This window comes from Psychrobacter sp. AOP22-C1-C5 (genome assembly GCF_052378885.1).
In the GTDB taxonomy this organism is placed as follows: Bacteria; Pseudomonadota; Gammaproteobacteria; order Pseudomonadales; family Moraxellaceae; genus Psychrobacter.
The window spans coordinates 78,835-97,411 of the sequence record NZ_JBQSYC010000002.1 but is presented as its reverse complement, the minus strand read 5'-3'; the positions used below and the strand labels follow the sequence as shown (position 1 = coordinate 97,411).

Here is an 18,577-nt window from a genome sequence, read left to right as displayed (position 1 = left end):
CTTATGCTATGCATTTCTGGGTTTTCTATGGTCACAATACAAATTATAAGTTTTATAAGTTTGGCTGATGTCGCCTCGCAAAAACTTATGATGATGAGTGTATACGTTTTAATTATGCTATTGTTTCATTTATTAGGCATAACTTTATATAAAGTAGTAAATTGGAAAATATCGACTTATCTTACGATATGGTTTGCTACTGCTTCGAGTGTATTAGTTATTATTGCTGTACTTGCTATGAGAAGTACTAAAGAGCTAACAAAAATAATAGATACTCAAGTCTTCAACTATTTTAATGACTATAGCTCTGGTGTAATAGTGATTTTGATATTTATGGGTTTAAGTTTATATCTCTACGCAAGCTCTAAAAAAGAGGCTTTGAAAAAGATAAAGGTCGTTTAGGCTTGTATATAAAACGCGTAAAAGAGTGATTAGAACTATTCTACGCGCCCTTTTTTTGACTCTTTGTTAGCTAATACATGTCTTACTAACCACTACTTAATAATAAAAGCGACATCAAAATCATGTGTTGGCATAAAATTAGATTCTTTAATTTCAAACGTCGTTGGTCCAATTTTCTTAACTTTGCCTTTACCTTTCCAACAAAACGATACTAGTTCGTTAGGGTCGCGCTCTACAGTCAGTTTAAAGTTGGTTATAGGTTTGGCCCAGTTCGCTCCCGTAGTTAGAATATAGCTTAAAGCTTGATAAGGACGTGGGCCACTCTTATTCAATCCTTGCTTAGTGGAAGCATCTACGCAAAAATCTGCAAACTGCTCTTCTCCCAAATGTACCGAGCCACCCACTAACGGTGTATAAGTGTGCTTAATCTCAGTAACAGTATTTGCTTTAAATTTTTGTTCCCAACTATAAATTACTTGCGAATCCCAATCTATATATGGGTCTTCTCTATCGTCAATAAATCGATCTAATTTCTTATTATTACAATTCAAAAGCCGTTGATTGACGTATTCAGTTTCAACTTGATACGTCCAAGGTCCCCTCATATCAGCCTCGTTAAGACCACAGAATTTAAATATTTCAGTGGTATCGACAGACGTCTCAGAATAGGTTCTATCGCCATCTTTGACTACAATTGGACGCATGAAAGTACGAACATGCAGGTCAGGATTGATAAGCTTACCATTTACCCAAACTTGAAAACTATCATAAGTGGCATTAGTGTCAGCGTAATCTGAGTCTGTAAAACTAGGTATCGCTGGCATAGGAAAAAGAATAGTTTCGGTAATATCCTTGTTACTTAGATTTTCAAACTCATAATTAACGCGAATTTTATCTTTTGAGATATATAAGTCTTCACTATGCATGCTGATGTTCTTATTCTTAATATACTCAACCCCGCCCGTACCGACATATCCAGTAGAGTCGTTCGCTTGGGCAGCAGTTACAGTTATCAGTAGAGAGCAAACTAACTTAATGCTAAATATAAAATGGGCCTTAACTGCATCAACGTTTTTATTTTTCATTTTAGATTCACTCAATTTTTTTATTAGATTATTCTTTATTTCATAGATTAATCGCGTATAAGATAGCTTAATAATACTTAACCCAAAGACGATGCGCTATAGCAAGAACAAAATAAAGTTGATTAGTGCATTGTGAGAGCGCATGGCTAGTTTAAAACCAACTATGTGTCAGCATACTAATGCTATTAATAAGTTTTAAAATGAAAACCTGATAGCTGCTTTAAAATGTAGAATCTGTACAGCTGTTTGACACGCTATCGATATTAAAGAACAGAGTGACGTATTCTCTAACTACCCAATAACTACCTGAAAATATAAGATTGCCCATGTCCCTAAAATCCACCTTCAAAGGCTTTCTAGGCGAAACTGTCATCAACGTAGCCATGTGGCTCAGGTTAGATAAAGACGTCTATCATCGCCTAAACAACATCACCTTACCATTAGCCAATGGTGGTAGTACGCAAATCGATCACGTCATCGTCTCCGTATACGGCATCTTTGTTATCGAAACAAAAAACTATAAAGGCTGGATATACGGAAAGGAGACGCAAAGACAGTGGACACAAGCCTTTCCAAATGGAAGTAAATTCAAATTCCAAAACCCGTTACGTCAGAACTACCTGCACATCAAAACGCTATCTAATCTACTAGAGTTGGAGATGAGCTACTTTCACTCAATGATAGCTTTTATCGGTGAGTGCGAGCTGAAAACCCGAAATGAGCTACCTGAGCACGTATTGACAAGCGGCATGGCGTCTTACATAAAGAGAAAGCAGGACAAGATACTTACCGAAGAAGAGGTAAAGTCCATTGTCGAACAAATTGAGAGCAACCGATTCACCAAGTCGTGGCGCACCAACAGGCAGCATAAAGCTTATCTAAAAGACAAACACACTAACTCAAATAAATTATCAAATAATCACTCAGATTCGGATTCGATAAGTAAACCTGCGCCCATATTAGAATCAACGTCTGAACCTAAAAAAGTCCTAAAAAGTAGAGAAGTGAATCGATGGTCTGGTCAGACTGAGATTGAATCTGAAGATTTATTAATTGATAATTTGAATACTCAGCAGACAGTCACACCGCATACTAGTACGTCACATGATATGGCCAATAAAGTATTTCTTACACCGTTTGAAGTTATAGAGCCTGAGCCACAGGTGGAAAAACCTGCGATACTTGAAACGGTAGACAATACCGCTAAATTCGTCCAAACGCCAACTTGCCCAAAATGTAGCGGCGAGATGATTAAGCGGGTTGCTAAAACAGGCGCGCGTCAAGGTCAGCCTTTTTACGGTTGTCACCAGTTTCCTAAGTGCCGCGGTGTAGTGAATGTCAGCTGATAATAAATACTCAACTTGGTATTTCAAATACCTATTACCCAAATGCCTTTAATATCTTTGTCATCAATAGCGACTTTAATGAAATTAATAATGCCTGTTAAGTAATTTACCATTTCATTCTGATGCTTATAGCGAATGCGACGAATAGTTAGAATCTTTTTAAGCTTCTTTGTAAGATACAAATCTAGCTTATGAACCGTTTCTAGGTTTTTATATTGTTGGATACCTTGCTGTAACTCTATAATCTGTCGCAAAATAATCTCAAGACTATTTAGATCATGATAGTTAAGTCCCCAGTGGTAATATCGTTGCTGTTCAGGTGTCCTTTCTGTAGATTCATTAGTGCTAAAGATAGGCTCAATTAGAAAAAAAGCTTCCTCTTGTACAAAAATAGAATCTATAAAATTAAAGTCTTCTAAGTTGTGATCACTTCTGTTGTCACTTTTATCATAAACGAACTGGAAGGTTAGACGACCTGTAAGTGCGCTTGATTTTTTTATTCTAAAGTCAATCATCTGTATTTATCCATATAATGAAAATATTATGTAAACCCTTCTAATCGATTAGAACAAGCAATCAACCAATCTGCCACCGCTCTGACTCGTGCTGAGCGTCTTACGTCTGGGTGCATGACTAGATAAAGGGGGTACGATTGAGCCAGTGGAATAGGTGAGTGTGTATCTAACTGCTCAGGTTGTAATGGTTCAGCCGCCGCGTAATTGTCCACTGAGGAATGAGTTTCCAAGTCGGTTAAGGTTAATTTGTTAATAGGATCTAGCGCTGTCAGTTCTGGATACTGACGGGCTAAAAAATCAGGTAATAGCGCAAACCCTATTTTTTGACGAGCCGCGTGACACGCCATATATAAGTCATTGGTACTAAACGCAATCGTATAGTCTTGCTGCTGCATGAACGCTTGCGACCAAGCAAGCACTCTGGCGTTGGCTTGAAACTCTATGAGTTGCCATTGCTCAGGTACGGTGTCTTTGAGGTATTTATCATGGGCATAAAATCGATAAGTCGATGAACCTAATGTACGGATTACCAAGTCTTCTTGGGTTGGACGACGCGTGCGTATAGCGATATCAGCTTCTCGTTGATGTAAATTGCTCATACTTACATCGCCGCTTAAAGCCAATACGATATCTGGAAAGCGCTGGCGAAAGTCAGCCAAAGCAGGTATGAGCACCTCATTTGTCCATACAGGCGGGGCGGATACCACCACTTTGCCTTGTAGAGCGTTCTGATCAATCGCCATTCTTTGAAAAGTAACCATCTCTTTTTTGACTTCTACTGCTTGGTGGTAGAGCCGTTCGCCCTCGATAGTTAATGTGTAGCGTTTGCCCAGCCGATCAAAAAGATTGATGCCGAGCGTTTGCTCAAGATGTTCAATACGCCGAGCAACCGTGCTGTGCTGTACATTCATTTCTTCAGCGCATGCAGTCAGTGTTTGTTTTTCTACCAAGCACACAAAGTAAGCCAAATCATCCCAGTACATATTCATTCTCTTATTTTAATCATCTCTTATCTTATCAAATTCCATTGTGCATATTTGCACAGTCTATGTGTGGGCGTCGTCTGTTTATCTACTATGCCTTTCATTAGACTGGATATTACTCGCTGGTAGCCTAAAACGCCGTGATTTATTTTGTCCATAATATAGAGAAAGCATATGCAAACAACATCAAATACCCAAACGCTTGACCAGTTTATCGCTCATGTTTTTACAGGGGAGTACGAGCAAGCAATGATGCTATGTGATACAGACGTTAAATTTGTGGTCTTTCGAAAGCAGAGTGATAGCCAAGTGCCTATTTATGGGACTCACATTGGTCAAGCAGCAGGCACTACGTTCTTCAAAAATCTGGCAGAAATGTTTGAGTTTGGCACCTTTGAGATGGAAGACTCTATTGCAAGCGACAACTACATTGTCAGATTTGGAGAACTTGCGCATACGGTCAAGCGTACTGGAGATGTATTCAATAGTCTTTGGACGATGATTGTACGCTTCGATGAGGCAGGCAAGATTTGCTTATACCGCATGCATGAAGATACGGCGGCGTTAGAAGCGGCAATGCAGATTTCAAGATAGGTGTTGCTATGAAATAAGCGTCAGTAAAGGGCAGGGTAAATTGAGACCATTACAATCAGGTCACTATTAAAGAAAAACAGCGTGATAGGGACAAATTTTTTGCTGCCTCTGTCGGTGCAGGCACAGCAAGCAAGAAAAATTTTACTAGTCATGCATTATTACATTGTGTAGCCATTTCATGATGGAAAAACTCAAAACCGCCATGACGGCGGTTTTTTTTAATTACAATCTCTTACCCATGAATCTCTTCTAAACGCAAACAGGCAACCAAACGGCCGTCCCATTCTCGCAGCTGCGGCTCTATTTCACTGCATTTTGGTTTGGCGTAAGGGCAGCGTTTGTGAAGTGAGCAACCACTTGGTAGATTCAACGGGCTTGGTAGCTCACCTTGTAGAGTTAAATCATTCTTATGACCGTTCACTGTGGGTGCCGCTGCTAATAAAGCCATGGTATAAGGATGTTTTGGCGCATCATAAATGGCTTGTTTTGGCCCGTGTTCGACCGCCTGACCTAAGTACATCACCATCACATCATCAGCGACATGGCGCACGACGGATAAGTTGTGCGAGATAAAGACGTACGCGGTATGATATTCGTCTTGCAAATCCATGAACAGGTTCAATACTTGAGCTTGAATCGATACATCGAGCGCCGAAGTGGGTTCATCAGCGACGACAATCTTTGGGTTCAACATCATTGCACGCGCGAGGGCGATACGTTGGCGCTGACCACCCGAAAACATATGCGGATAACGACCCGCATGTTCGGGACGTAGACCAACATTTTTCATCATCTCATTTATTTGGTCACGCTTGTCTTCTTTTGACAGCTTAGTATGAATGTCTAATGGCTCCGTCAATTGATAGCCAATGGTGTGACGTGGGTTCAAGCTGCCATAGGGGTTCTGGAAGACCATCTGAATCTCGGTACGTAGCTCTTTTAGCGCACGTCTGCTATAGCCAGTCGTCCCTTCATCATTGATAAACAGCTCACCGTCCGTTGGTTGCTCGATGAGGGTCAGCTGGCGGGCAAGGGTGGATTTACCGCAGCCTGACTCACCAACGACCGCCAGCGTTTTGCCAGCTCTAAGCTCAAACGATACGCCATTTAATGCTTTGACTTGCGCTTTGGCTTTACCCAAACCTTGGGATACGGGGTAGTGCTTGTGCAAATTGTCTGCCTTTAAGACCACTTTATTACTCATGCTTGGGACTCCAAAGTAGCAGCGTCAAAAGGAGAAGTACCAGCAGGTATGCTTGGTAGATCGGTATGAATGCAGCGCACCTTACCATTGGGCGTATCTAAAATAGGCGGCGGTACTTCACACGCGGCTTCTTTATAGGGACAGCGAGGAGACAATAAGCAGCCGCTTGGGCGATCATATTGGCTGGGAACCACACCTGGTAAGCTGTGCAATCTGTCCTGACCGATAGCCAGCTCAGGAATTGCTTGTAGCAAGGCTTCGGTATAAGGATGAGCAGGATTTTGGAAAATCTCTGGCACCGTATTGGTTTCGACCACTTGTCCGGCATACATGACGGCAACATCACGCGAGTTTTGCGCAACCAAACCCAAGTCATGAGTGATCAGTACCATCGCCATTTGTTTTTCACGTTGGAGTCGACCAAGCAAATCCATGATTTGTGCTTGTACGGTGACATCCAGTGCCGTAGTTGGCTCATCTGCGATAAGCAATTTAGGCTCACAGGCAAGCGCCATGGCAATCATCACTCGCTGACTCATACCACCTGACAACTGATGAGGATAGACTTTAAGCCGGTTTTTGGCGTCGGGCATCTCGACCAATTCCAACAGCTCCAATATGCGTGTGCGTACAGCCGAACCACGTAAGCCAAGATGCTTGCGCAGTACTTCGCCCAATTGCATCTCAACGGTAAAGCTTGGGTTCAGGCAAGACATTGCATTTTGAAAGACCATAGAGATGTCTTTACCAATGATGGCGCGTCGCTCTTTTGGGGACATGTTGAGCATGTCTTTATTATCAAACATCACACGCTTAGCACGGACGCTCGCATAAGGCGGCAACAGTCCCATCAAGGCCATCATAGTGACGGACTTACCTGAACCAGATTCACCCACAATCGCGATTACCTCGCCTTGTTTGATCGTCAAAGATACATCATCGACCGCGCGAAAGGCACGCGCCCCTGTACCAAAAGTAACCGATAGATTTTCAATGTCTAATAATAAGGGGGCTTCGTTGATTGATGAGCGATTCATCGACGCATTGGGATTATGTAAAGTATCAGTCATCTTAGTTTACCTGCTTCAATTTGGGATCGAGCGCATCACGTAGGCCGTCACCTGTCAGGTTGATAGACAAGGCGGCTAAAAAGATAGCGACACCCGGCCAAATAGCGAGCCACACATTACTTTGAATATATTGCCGCGCCGTACCAAGCATTGCGCCCCATTCGGCATCTGGTGGTTGTACACCAAATCCTAAGAAACCAATCGCACCTGCTTCTAGAATGGCAGATGAAAAAATCATCGTTGCTTGTACGATAAGTGGTGCCATACAGTTGGGCAAAATCGTCACGAACAATAGCCTGAGCACGCCAGCACCCATCACTTGGGAGGCGATAAAGTACTCGCGTTGTAGCTCTACCATGGCAGTGGCGCGGGTCAGACGAATAAAAGGCGGCGTACAGACGAGGGCAATCGTAATGATTGTATTGGTCATAGATGGGCCTAAGATTGCCGCAATAATAATGGCTAACAACAAGCTTGGATAGGACATCAAAATATCATTGACCAGCATGACCGCTTTGCCCCAAACCTTTGGCCAAAACGCGGCGCTGAGTCCTAAAGAGACACCGACCAACATAGCAAGGGTGGTCGCGCTCAGACCGATAAATAAGGAGTAGCGCGCACCATACATCACTCGAGACAAGGTATCTCGACCAGCATCATCAGTGCCTAGCCAAAAAATGGTATTGCCACCACTCAAAAACGCAGGGGGCAATTGCTCTTGACCAGTAAATAACTCATAAGGGTCATGAGGAGCAAGCGTTGGCGCGAGTATGGCAACGATAACCATCAATGCTAATACGATAAAGCCAAGTACGGCGCCTTTGTTTCGGCAAAATGTTGATAAAAATAGCTGCCAAGATGACGGAGGAGTGGCTGCCATAAGTTTAGTATCAGAGGGAAGAACAGTAGGCTTCATGAGCAGTTCCTATAGTGGCGAGCGCGTTGAAAGTGGCTAGAATCTCATTCCTAAAAAGGAGTCAGATTTTGCTAAAAGACTCTAAAACCCACTCAAGCGTCAATCGCCCCTATTTATAATATGAGTATTTATCAATGTTGAATTAAGAAGTATGGCGAATACGCGGATTGATAAGGCCATACAAAATATCAATAAATAAGCTAACCAAAATCAAGGCGGTGGCCACCAATAAAATACCATTTTGTACGATTGGATAATCACGGGTGAAAAAGCCATCGAGCAGCCAATTACCAACGCCTGGCCAGCTAAAGATAGTCTCGGTGATAATAGCGCCTGCGAGCAATGTTGCCATCTGCAAGCCAACCACTGTCACAACGGTAATCAATGCATTGCGCATCACGTGTATCAATATCACTCGGCGCGGGGACAAACCTTTGGCGCGAGCCGTACGCACATAGTCTTCATCTAACACTTCTAGCATCGCAGAGCGTGTCATCCGCGCAATCATCGCTAGTGGAATGGTTGATAAAGCAATGGAAGGCAATATAAAGTGTTTGACCACATCCCAAAATGCACCCGGTTCTCCGGAGGTCAGAGAGCCTAATAACCATGAACCGTATAATGGCTGAACATCTAAAAATTGAGCAACAGAGATCACACCAGCGACTGGTAATAGACCTAAGTAATGGGCAAATATACCAGTGAGGATAGGGCCCAATAAATAGATGGGCATGGAGTAGCCTGCCAGCGCACCTGACATCAATGTATAATCAATCCAAGTACCACGGCGTAAAGCGGCAAAAATACCTAAGCTGACACCAACGATACTAGCAATGATAATTGCGCACAGGGCCAACTCTAAGGTTGGTACAAAATGCGCAAAAAAGTCTTGTAAAACGGGGGCGCGTGTCCGAAAGGACGCCCCAAAGTCACCTGTTAAAATACCGCTCAAGTAATCCCAATATTGAACGATGAGAGGTTTATCCAATCCAAGTCTTTCTAAGGCGCGAGCATGTAGCTCTGGATCGACCATACGCTCACCCATCATAATCTCGACGGCATCGCCCGGTACGAGACGAATCAGAGTAAAGGTTGATAGCGTTAGGCCAAGATAGACAGGAATGAGAATGGCAATTCGACGCAAAATATAAAGTAGCATAAGCCGCTCGACAGTTGTGGTTCGATGATTAGAGTGGTAGCAGTGATGAGACTGTCCGCAACAAGCCCCTGAATTGGCATTAGGTACGGCTGAAACAGACAGTCTGATCCAACCGAATACAAATGCAATAATAGGACTTGTCGTACCGGACTTATCTAGGTAGCGTTATTCTACCTTTACACCATCGAAACGTACTTGACCAAGTGGACTGATTTTATAATCAACAACGTTTGGTGCTGTGAATACGGTTACCACCGAATGCGCCATCGTCGTCCAAGGCAGTTGCTCTTTGAATATCTGCTGAGCTTGTACGTAGTCATTTACACGCTCATCTTGATTGGTAATCTGACGCGCTTTGGTCACCAAACTGTCAAAGTCTTTATTACACCAGCGTGAGTAGTTGTTACCGCCAACAGCGTCACAAGACAATAACGAACCAAGCCAGTTGTCTGGATCCCCATTGTCACCCGTCCAACCCGCTAGGATGACATCAGGCTCACCTTTAGCGGCGCGTTTTAGATACTCGCCCCATTCATAGGTTACAAGCTTGGCATCGACACCAATCTTCGCCCAATCTGCTTGCAGCATTTCGGCCATTAGCTTGGCATTGGGATTGTATGGGCGTTGAACTGGCATATACCATAAATCGATGGCAAGGTTCTCTGCACCCGCTTCTTTGATAAGCGCTTTTGCTTTTTCGACGTCATAAGGCGCATCTTTGAGCGATTTGTCGTAACCCCACTGCGTAGGCGGCATAGGGTTAGAGGCTTTGATACCTTCGCTCTGATAAACCGCGTTGATAATGGCATCTTTGTTGATCGCCATATCTAATGCTTGACGGACTCTAAGATCGCTCAGCTTTGGTTTTTCAACGTTGTAGCCGACATAGCCGACGTTAAAACCTGGTTGATTAAGAACTGTCGCTTTACCAGATTTTTTGACTGCTTCAATCTCGGCAGGTTTTGGATAAGCGGAGACATGACATTCGCCCGCTTGGACTTTTTGAGCACGAACAGCAGAATCTTTGGTGATGACAAAAACAAGATTGTCGATATAGACGTCGTCTTTTTTCCAATAGTCTGGGTTTTTGGTATAACGGATTTGGGCATCTTTTTGATAGGACGTAAAGACGAAAGGCCCTGTACCGACAGGTTTGTTATTGATATCAGGCTCGTTGCCAGACGCCATCAGTTGGTCAGCATATTCAGCAGAACTAATATAAGCAAAAGGCATCGCTAGGTTCTGTAAAAATGGCGCATTGGTTTCGCTCAAAGTAACTTTTACAGTATGCTCATCAATTTTTTCGATATTTGAGATGATATCAGGTAGTCCCATGCCAACTGAGTATGGAAATTCAGCAGGGTAGGCCTTATTAAACTCAAAGTCTGGGTTGGTAATACGTTCTAGCGTAAAGACCATGTCGTCTGCGTTGAAATCGCGGGTTGGGGTGAAGTAATCCGTCTTACCGAATTTGACGCCTTTTCGAAGATTGAAGGTATATGTCTTGCCATCTTCGCTAATATCCCAGCTCTCAGCCAATCCTGGCTGAATCTCGGTCTCAGCTCTTTTAAATTCTACTAAGCCGTTGTAAATAGGATAGGCGCTGGCGTCAAAATCAGTCCCTGAAGTGTATTGCGCTGGATCAAAACCAGCAGGGCTGCCTTCTGAGCAATAAAGTAAGGTTTTAGCAGCTTTGGCATCTGAGCCAGCATCGGCACCAGAAGCTGAATTGGTTTTGTTGTCGCCACTACAGGCACTAATACCCAAGACAAGCGTAGCCAACATCGTCATTTTGAAGAGTGATTTTTGCATTCTTACATCCTATGTAATGATAAGTCGTCGCCCCTATATTTATAGGTTCGTATTCAAACCCTGAATACCATTAGCGAGCGCCTAATTCCCTTTAAAGTATTTATTTATATCGTGTTTTGAACCTAAAAAATAAAAAAGAATTCAGCTTGTGTGAACCCCAATTCAGGTTTGCAGAAAACATCAATATGAATAAGTCGTCTGAATATACTCCTTTAAATAGTGGTAGTGCAAGGGATATATAAAAAAGTTTTGATACATATGTGAAATAGTTTGGATACAAAGCGTTCGTTTGTAATTGCTCCATTATTGAATATGGCAGCCGTTATCGCAGCCTTAACTTGACTGTATTTTGCACAGCGGCTTGTTTAAACAGACGCTATTTTATTGTGAAAAATTCTGCTATCTATACGGCACAAATTTCTGAGCGTACGATGAAGCGCTTACCTTCAGGTATCTCAAGCGAAAAGCTTGCACCGCGCCCATTGACGACATCAATGGTCAAATCGGTATGTTGCCAGAGCTTGTACTGGGCTTTACCCATATAAAACGGACAACCTGCCAGCTCACCGATCAAAACATCTTGTCCACCCACCTTGAACTCACCCAATGGGTAGCACATAGGTGAGCTGCCATCACAGCAGCCGCCTGACTGATGGAACATCAGATCGCCGTGTTTCGATTTGAGTAACTCAATTAAGGACTTGCAGGATTCAGTCGCGGTCACTTTCATGATGATTTCCTTATCGTTGAAAACAGGAACGTTAGAAGCATTAATATTGAAAGAATGGAGATATTAGAATACAAAAAGTCGCATCATTTTCTCTCACATCACGCAAGGCATGTGATTGAACGTGACGCGACCTGTTGTTTTTGATGAATCTACTACTTTTAAATTAGAAAAATCCCATCGCTTTTGAACTATAAGAGACCAGCATGTTTTTGGTTTGTTGATAATGATCGAGCATCATCAAATGGTTTTCGCGGCCGATGCCGGATTGCTTATAACCACCGAAAGCGGCGTGTGACGGATAAATATGATAACAATTGGTCCATACACGGCCTGCTTGAATACCACGTCCGAAGCGATATGCCTTATGCACACTACGCGTCCAAATACCTGCGCCTAACCCATACAAGGTGTCGTTGGCAATTTGCATGGCTTCATCGTCGTCTTTGAAGGTAGTGACGGCAAGTACAGGTCCAAAAATCTCTTCTTGAAACACGCGCATGTCGTTCGTGCCTTCAAATATAGTCGGTTTGACGTAGTAACCGTCTGATAGATCGCCATCGTGCTGGGCTTGCTCGCCACCCACCAAGACTTTTGCGCCTTCTTTTTTGCCGATATCCAGATAAGATAGGATTTTTTCTAACTGATCTGAGCTGGCTTGAGCACCAATCATCGTGTCGGTATCTAACGGGTTGCCCATTTTGATGGCTTCGACGCGCGCGATACAGCGTTTGATAAATTCATCATAGATGCTTTCGTGCACCAGTGCTCGTGAAGGACAAGTACAGACTTCGCCTTGGTTTAGCGCAAACATCACTAGACCTTCGACGGCTTTGTCTAAGAAGTCATCGTCTTCATCCATTACATCGGCAAAGAAGATATTGGGACTTTTGCCGCCCAGCTCCAGTGTCACTGGGATGATGTTTTCACTGGCATATTGCATGATAAGGCGACCAGTGGTAGTTTCACCAGTGAAGGCAACTTTATTGATACGTGGGTTGGATGCCAATGGTTTGCCTGCCTCGACACCAAAACCATTGACGATATTTAGCACACCTTTTGGCAACAAATCAGCGATACCGATGGTCTCTAACATAAATAAGACAGAGGCTGGGGTCTGCTCAGCAGGCTTCATGACGATGCAGTTACCAGCAGCAAGGGCGGGCGCAATTTTCCAAACCGCCATCAATATAGGAAAATTCCACGGAATAATTTGACCGACGACGCCAAGTGGTTCGTGAAAATGATAGGCAACGGTGTCTTCATCAATTTGGCTGATGCCACCTTCTTGCGCGCGAATGGCACTGGCAAAATAACGGAATTGATCGATGGCTAAAGGAATATCTGCCATCAATGTCTCGCGCACAGGTTTGCCATTCTCGTAGCACTCTGCGATAGCGATGGCTTCTAAATTGGCTTCCATGCGGTCAGCGATTTTGAGCAGGAGATTGGCACGGTCGGTAACGCTGGTTTTGCCCCACGCATCTTTGGCAGCATGAGCCGCGTCTAGCGCTTTTTCGATATCGGCTTCTTTTGAGCGAGCAACTTGGCAAATGATTTTGCCGTCGATAGGGCTTGGGTTATCGAAGTATTCGCCATCGATTGGCGCGACCCACTCACCACCGATGAAATTGTCGTATTTTTCGCGGAATTGCACAGGGCTGTTTTCGGTATTGGGATAGGCGTATAACATTAACGACTCCTTGTTGTGTATTATGATCACTTGGTGATAAATAGTTGGCCTTCCTAACCAAGTATCACTCTATCGTACTGAGCTTTAGTTCAGAGGAATAATGACTTTTTATAATGATATATTTTGTATCATATAACTTAAAGTTATGTGCTGTATGATGGTTATAATCGTCCGCAAAATGGGTACAGCTGTTATAATCATGGTAGCTATTTTTGCTCATAGTCAATACTAGGTAAAATGCTTCCATGTCATTGCAACGCGTGACTGGGACAAGTTTTTCTTGCTTATTGTGCTGTTGCAGACAAAGGCTATAAAGAATTTATACCAGTCCCGCTGTCTCTTTTTCTTTTATTATTACTACTACTCATCTAATTGGTTTGGATATATGCGTCAATCTTCTGCTCTTGATATCTTAAAAACAGGTCAAAATGTCTTTTTAACGGGCTCAGCAGGTTCAGGTAAGACCTATACGCTCAATCAATATATCGATTATTTGCGCGCGCGCCGTGTCCCTGTTGCCGTGACGGCCAGTACTGGTATTGCGGCAACGCATATGAGCGGCACGACCATTCATAGCTGGTCGGGTATTGGTATTAAAGATGAGCTGTCAGAACGTGATCTGACCAATTTATCGCGCAAGCAGTTTTTGGCAGACCGATTAAAAGACACGGCAGTATTGATTATTGATGAGATATCGATGCTGCATGCCAAGCAGCTCAATTTGGTCAGTCAAGTGCTCAAGCATGTGCGCAAAAATGACAAAGCGTTTGGCGGCATACAGGTCGTGGTGGCAGGCGACTTTTTTCAGTTGCCGCCAATCGGTAGTAAGGGAGAGACCAACCGTGAGAAGTTCGCTTTTATGTCAGAAGCGTGGCTCGATGCCAAGTTCCATATTTGCTACTTGAGTGAGCAGCACAGGCAGGTAAGCGAGGCGGCCAATGGCGGTCTTGATTTGGATGATATTCTCAATCAGATTCGTCGTCAGGAAGTCACGTTTGAGGCGATTGCGGCACTAGAAGCAACCTTTGATCAAAATGTCGATGTCAAACGCACGCGTCTTTACACGCACAATCTAAACGTCAACAAAATCAATGATACGGAGCTTGCCGCGCTGTCAGGCGAGATGAAAAGATTTGACGCCACTTCTACAGGCGATAGTAAGCTGGTTGACACGCTGAAAAAAACTGTTCGTACGCAAGATGAGCTGATTCTCAAAGTGGGTGCCAAGGTCATGTTTATCAAAAACAACACTGAGCTTGGTGTCTCTAATGGCACAATGGGTGAGCTAATAGGCTTTGCCGCTGTTAAGGTTGATGACAGTCAAGACACCACTGATGCTTTGATTGAAGAGGAAGATGCGGACAAAGATGAAGAGTCTGCAAAAGGCAAAACCAAAAAAGACAAAGACAGTGATAAAAAGCAACCAAAAGCCAAAAAGCCCGCCACACAAAAAATGCCATTAGTCAGGCTCAATTCGGGACGCGAGGTCATCGCCGAGCCTGAAGAGTGGATCATCGAAGATGAGACAGGTGATGTGCTGGCAAGCTACGAGCAAGTGCCATTATGTCTGGCATGGGCGATTACTATTCACAAATCGCAAGGCATGACATTAGAAGCCGCTGAAATTGACTTGTCTCGTACGTTTGAGCTGGGACAAGGGTATGTGGCGCTATCACGACTAAAATCGCTGTCAGGATTACAGCTGTTAGGTATGAATGACATGAGTTTGCAGCTTGATCCTTTGGCACGCGGGGCGGATAAGCGGTTTTTGGTATTGTCTGAAGAAGCCGATGCCAACTATGCCATGCTTGATGAAGAAAGTATGACGCAGGCGCATGAGAAGTTCATTTTGAAATCAGGCGGCACGCTGAGCAAATCTGTGATAGAAGCCTACGTCAATCTACAAAAAAAGCGCCGCGAGCAGCAGCAAGCGCAGATAGATAAAAAACAAAAGCTGGGCAATCAAGTATCAGATAAATCCGATAGTACACTCTTAGCAACACGGATATTATTAGAAGAGAGTCTGTCTATTGCTGAAATTTCACAAGAGCGTCAACTTTCGCAGTCTACCATTATGCGTCACATCGGTGAGCTAAAATCGCAAGACCCAAGTTTGATGTGTGATCATCTGCGTCCAGATGACGAGGTGATGACGGCCGTGGGCAATGCTTATGTCGCCATCAAAGTTGCCAATAATCCAAACGACTTTAATGATGATGGTAGTATCAAGCTGCGTCCGATATTTGACCATCTCAAGCAGAGTATTGATTACAACACCATTCGTTTGGCCTTAATCTTTATCACTCCGTAGCATTTTGCAAATCATAAAAACCATCTACTGTTTTATTGCCTTGTAACGCTCACTTTTATTTATCCTTTGAAAGCGATAGTCTGTTATGCCTGATTTTTCTAGTGCCACTTATCAATTGACATCCGACCCATTAGTAGCCGCATTTCATACCACAGGTGAGCATACACAGCCGCTGCGAATCGCGATTAATGGCTTTGGTCGCATCGGACGTAATGTGCTGCGCGCTTTGCTAGAGCGCTTTGAAGTATTGGGCCGTGCTATTCATGTGGTTGCGATTAATGATTTGGGGTCGTCAGATATTTTACTGCATCTATTGAAGTTCGATAGTACCCATGGGCGCTTGAGTCGGCTTGGGGTCAGTGCTGAGGTGATAGAAACCAGAGTCGACAGCGTTAGCAAGACGCAGCTATGTCTGACTAAGAACAATTTGACTTATTGTATCAATATGCTCTCAGAGCCTAATCCAAAAAACTTACCATGGCAGGCGCTTGGTGTCGATGTGGTGCTCGAGTGTACAGGGCACTTTCGTTCTTATGAGCAAGCAAGTTTGCATATCGAGGCGGGCGCACAGCAAGTAATTATCGGCGCCGCTCCTTTTGATGATGTTGACGCTTGTATCGTCATGGGCGTGAATGCGGATACGTTGACACGAGAGTTGCCCATTATCTCAAGCGTCTCTTGCACCACGCAGGCACTGGTACCACTGATTGATACGCTCGACAAAGCGTTTGGCGTCAAGTCTGCCATGATGACAGAAATTCATGCGGTGACGGCGGATCAAACGGTGCTCGATCAAGCGCACCGTGATCCAAGACGCGCGCGGGCTTCTGGTTATAATATTATTCCAACCACTTCTAGTAGTATCGCGGCTACAGAGCGCGTATTACCTGCGATGACTGGCAGAATAAATGGTCATTCGATACGCGTGCCGACCATCGACGTTGCTGCCATTGATGTGACCTTTGTATTTGATACAGCTAATGTGAGCGTTGAGACAGTGGGTGAGGTGCTCAAATCTGCCAGCCAAGCGCATTTGCAGGATATTATGGCGTATACTGACGAACCTCTGGTTTCAAGCGATTTCATTCATCAGACTGAATCGCTTATTATCGACGGTCAACAACTGATGCGAGTGGGCGATCAATACAAGGTTTTTGCTTGGTATGATAATGAGTGGGGGTATGCCAATCGATTGCTAGATATGTGTCTCCATCTCGCCTCAAGCAAGCATTAAAGATGTATTTTGAAATAAATTGAATTTTTTTGGAATACCCCCTTGCATTATAAAATGATATCTATATAATGATGCACCAATGGAGACGTGGCAGAGCGGTTGAATGCACCGGTCTTGAAAACCGACAAGGGTTAATAGCCCTTCGAGAGTTCGAATCTCTCCGTCTCCGCCAAATTCGAAAACCCCCTAATTAATTACTAATTAGGGGGTTTTTTTATGCGTCTATATAAAGACTTTGAAACCTTGAAGAGCTGTAATTTGCGAATTTATTTTGCACTAATTTGTAAATTATTCTGCACTAAGTTTTTGTAAATTATTCTGCACTTGGCGTTTCACCCAAAAAAAATAGTGCGGTGACGTTACAAACGTCCCGCACCATCACTATATAGTTAATAACTATATCCTACTTAAACAGTAATAAATCCTGTTAGATACTGAACCGCATTGCCAGAAATAATCACTCTATCGCCTTCCACAATACACTCAAGTATCCCGCCCCGACTTGACGCTTGATATGCTATCAGCTCATTTTTACCCAAACGTTCTGCCCAAAATGGTGCAAGTCCAGTATGAATTGATCCAGTTACTGGGTCTTCATCACCACCATTAGCAGGCCAAAAGTATCGCGAGATAAAATCGTAAGACTTGAGATTTTCTGATTGAGACTGACAAGTAACAACTACGTCTAAAGGCGCAAGCTGTTTCAAAACTTCATTATCCCGTATTACGTTTAAAACATCGGACTCAGTATTGTAAATAACAAAATAGGCTTGTGAATTGCGATAGACTTCAATAGGAGCAATAGATAGACCTGCTAATAAACTATCAGGAATACTAGCTATCTTCTCAGGCTTAGTATTTGGGAAGTCCATTTGTATTTTACCAATGCTTGTTTGCACAATTGTTAAGGCGCCAATTGCTTTTGCTGAAAGCTTAATCGTTTTTAAGGTAGGATTCTTATTAAATAAGACAAAAGCAGAGGCTAAGGTTGCATGACCACAAAAAGCAATTTCAGTTATTGGAGAGAACCAGCGAATATAATAATTTGTTTTTTCATTTGACTCACCTGGTACTAAGAAAGCAGTTTCGGATAAGTTATTTTCCATTGCAATAGATTGCATTAAGTCTGCACTTAGCCAACTGTCGGTGATAATAACTGCTGCTGAATTTCCCTTAAAAACCGTATTGGTGAAAGCATCAATGACGTTAATTTCGAGTTGCATTCTCTTTCCTTTAACAAATATAGAGTTTAATTAGCGTACCTATTTCCTTTTGAAAAGTACATAGCTACGTATAAAGTACTAGCTCACAGCTATATCTGTAATGCGTGGTTTAGTATTTTTATAATATGCTTAGGTTCTTAAGGAATGAATTTACCATAGTACTTATGAATCATATTTTTATTGCTGTGCCAAGTTGTTTGACTAACCACTCTGCAGTGATGACGCCAATTGATAAAAATTGACGGGCACAAGTTTGCTATTAATTATTAAGTGATCGGTAGTCTACATCGGTACGCTCTAAAT

At 43.2% G+C, this 18,577-nt stretch carries 16 protein-coding genes and 1 tRNA gene; 6 read left to right on the top strand and 11 right to left on the bottom strand.

The window, feature by feature from the left end; translation table 11 throughout:
- The first annotated feature begins 27 nt into the window (after window positions 1-27).
- Entirely contained in the window at window positions 28-402 is a 375-nt protein-coding gene (locus tag ACT3TH_RS02870) for a hypothetical protein (RefSeq protein ID WP_444754348.1), read from the top strand.
- A gap of 92 nt (window positions 403-494) precedes the next feature.
- Here ACT3TH_RS02870 and ACT3TH_RS02865 read toward each other — a convergent pair whose 3' ends face one another.
- The gene (locus ACT3TH_RS02865) at window positions 495-1,487 is read right to left on the bottom strand and encodes a DUF4424 family protein (RefSeq protein WP_444754347.1); all 993 of its coding nucleotides are present in this window, start codon (window positions 1,485-1,487) and stop codon (window positions 495-497) included.
- Window positions 1,488-1,813: 326 nt separating this feature from the next.
- Between ACT3TH_RS02865 and ACT3TH_RS02860 the strand changes: the two genes are divergently transcribed.
- Window positions 1,814-2,833 carry an NERD domain-containing protein gene (locus tag ACT3TH_RS02860; protein WP_444754346.1) on the top strand — a complete coding sequence of 340 codons (1,020 nt, stop codon included), beginning with the start codon at window positions 1,814-1,816 and terminating at the stop codon, window positions 2,831-2,833.
- Between the two features lie 23 nt (window positions 2,834-2,856).
- On the opposite strand, the gene ACT3TH_RS02855 is transcribed toward ACT3TH_RS02860, so the two are convergent.
- Both ACT3TH_RS02855 and ACT3TH_RS02850 read right to left on the bottom strand, forming a co-directional pair.
- On the bottom strand, window positions 2,857-3,348 hold the full coding sequence (locus ACT3TH_RS02855) for a hypothetical protein (RefSeq protein WP_131392442.1): 492 nt from the start codon (window positions 3,346-3,348) through the stop codon (window positions 2,857-2,859).
- A 26-nt stretch (window positions 3,349-3,374) separates the two neighbouring features.
- Entirely contained in the window at window positions 3,375-4,331 is a 957-nt protein-coding gene (locus ACT3TH_RS02850) for a LysR family transcriptional regulator (protein WP_444754345.1), read from the bottom strand.
- Between the two features lie 174 nt (window positions 4,332-4,505).
- Here ACT3TH_RS02850 and ACT3TH_RS02845 point away from each other — a divergent pair, with 174 nt between their 5' ends.
- Window positions 4,506-4,925 (top strand): nuclear transport factor 2 family protein, encoded by a 420-nt coding sequence (locus ACT3TH_RS02845; RefSeq protein WP_444754344.1) that lies wholly within the window; start codon window positions 4,506-4,508, stop codon window positions 4,923-4,925.
- Between the two features lie 232 nt (window positions 4,926-5,157).
- On the opposite strand, the gene ACT3TH_RS02840 is transcribed toward ACT3TH_RS02845, so the two are convergent.
- The 7 genes from ACT3TH_RS02840 to exaC form a co-directional block, all read right to left on the bottom strand.
- Window positions 5,158-6,129, bottom strand: a complete 972-nt coding sequence (locus tag ACT3TH_RS02840; protein WP_444754343.1) for a peptide ABC transporter ATP-binding protein — start codon at window positions 6,127-6,129, stop codon at window positions 5,158-5,160.
- Window positions 6,126-7,199: an ABC transporter ATP-binding protein gene (locus tag ACT3TH_RS02835; protein WP_444754342.1), complete on the bottom strand. Its 1,074-nt coding sequence runs from the start codon at window positions 7,197-7,199 to the stop codon at window positions 6,126-6,128. The genes ACT3TH_RS02840 and ACT3TH_RS02835 overlap by 4 nt, the downstream gene beginning before the upstream one ends.
- Window position 7,200: 1 nt before the next feature.
- The gene (locus ACT3TH_RS02830) at window positions 7,201-8,115 is read right to left on the bottom strand and encodes an ABC transporter permease (protein ID WP_444754341.1); all 915 of its coding nucleotides are present in this window, start codon (window positions 8,113-8,115) and stop codon (window positions 7,201-7,203) included.
- Window positions 8,116-8,257: 142 nt separating this feature from the next.
- On the bottom strand, window positions 8,258-9,274 hold the full coding sequence (locus ACT3TH_RS02825; protein WP_444754340.1) for an ABC transporter permease: 1,017 nt from the start codon (window positions 9,272-9,274) through the stop codon (window positions 8,258-8,260).
- Between the two features lie 165 nt (window positions 9,275-9,439).
- Entirely contained in the window at window positions 9,440-11,086 is a 1,647-nt protein-coding gene (locus ACT3TH_RS02820) for an ABC transporter substrate-binding protein (RefSeq protein WP_444754339.1), read from the bottom strand.
- Between the two features lie 403 nt (window positions 11,087-11,489).
- Window positions 11,490-11,816 carry a DUF779 domain-containing protein gene (locus ACT3TH_RS02815; RefSeq protein WP_444754338.1) on the bottom strand — a complete coding sequence of 109 codons (327 nt, stop codon included), beginning with the start codon at window positions 11,814-11,816 and terminating at the stop codon, window positions 11,490-11,492.
- 163 nt (window positions 11,817-11,979) lie between these two features.
- Window positions 11,980-13,506 (bottom strand): acetaldehyde dehydrogenase ExaC, encoded by a 1,527-nt coding sequence (exaC, locus tag ACT3TH_RS02810; protein WP_444754337.1) that lies wholly within the window; start codon window positions 13,504-13,506, stop codon window positions 11,980-11,982.
- Between the two features lie 385 nt (window positions 13,507-13,891).
- Between exaC and ACT3TH_RS02805 the strand changes: the two genes are divergently transcribed.
- The 3 genes from ACT3TH_RS02805 (at window position 13,892) to ACT3TH_RS02795 (ending at window position 17,223) form a co-directional block, all read left to right on the top strand.
- The gene (locus ACT3TH_RS02805) at window positions 13,892-15,817 is read left to right on the top strand and encodes an AAA family ATPase (protein ID WP_444754336.1); all 1,926 of its coding nucleotides are present in this window, start codon (window positions 13,892-13,894) and stop codon (window positions 15,815-15,817) included.
- Between the two features lie 85 nt (window positions 15,818-15,902).
- The gene (locus tag ACT3TH_RS02800; RefSeq protein ID WP_444754335.1) at window positions 15,903-17,051 is read left to right on the top strand and encodes a type I glyceraldehyde-3-phosphate dehydrogenase; all 1,149 of its coding nucleotides are present in this window, start codon (window positions 15,903-15,905) and stop codon (window positions 17,049-17,051) included.
- Window positions 17,052-17,132: 81 nt separating this feature from the next.
- A tRNA-Ser gene (locus ACT3TH_RS02795) sits at window positions 17,133-17,223 on the top strand.
- Between the two features lie 235 nt (window positions 17,224-17,458).
- Here the strand turns inward: ACT3TH_RS02795 and ACT3TH_RS02790 are convergent.
- Window positions 17,459-18,274 carry a PhzF family phenazine biosynthesis protein gene (locus tag ACT3TH_RS02790; RefSeq protein ID WP_444754334.1) on the bottom strand — a complete coding sequence of 272 codons (816 nt, stop codon included), beginning with the start codon at window positions 18,272-18,274 and terminating at the stop codon, window positions 17,459-17,461.
- Window positions 18,275-18,577: the final 303 nt, after the last annotated feature.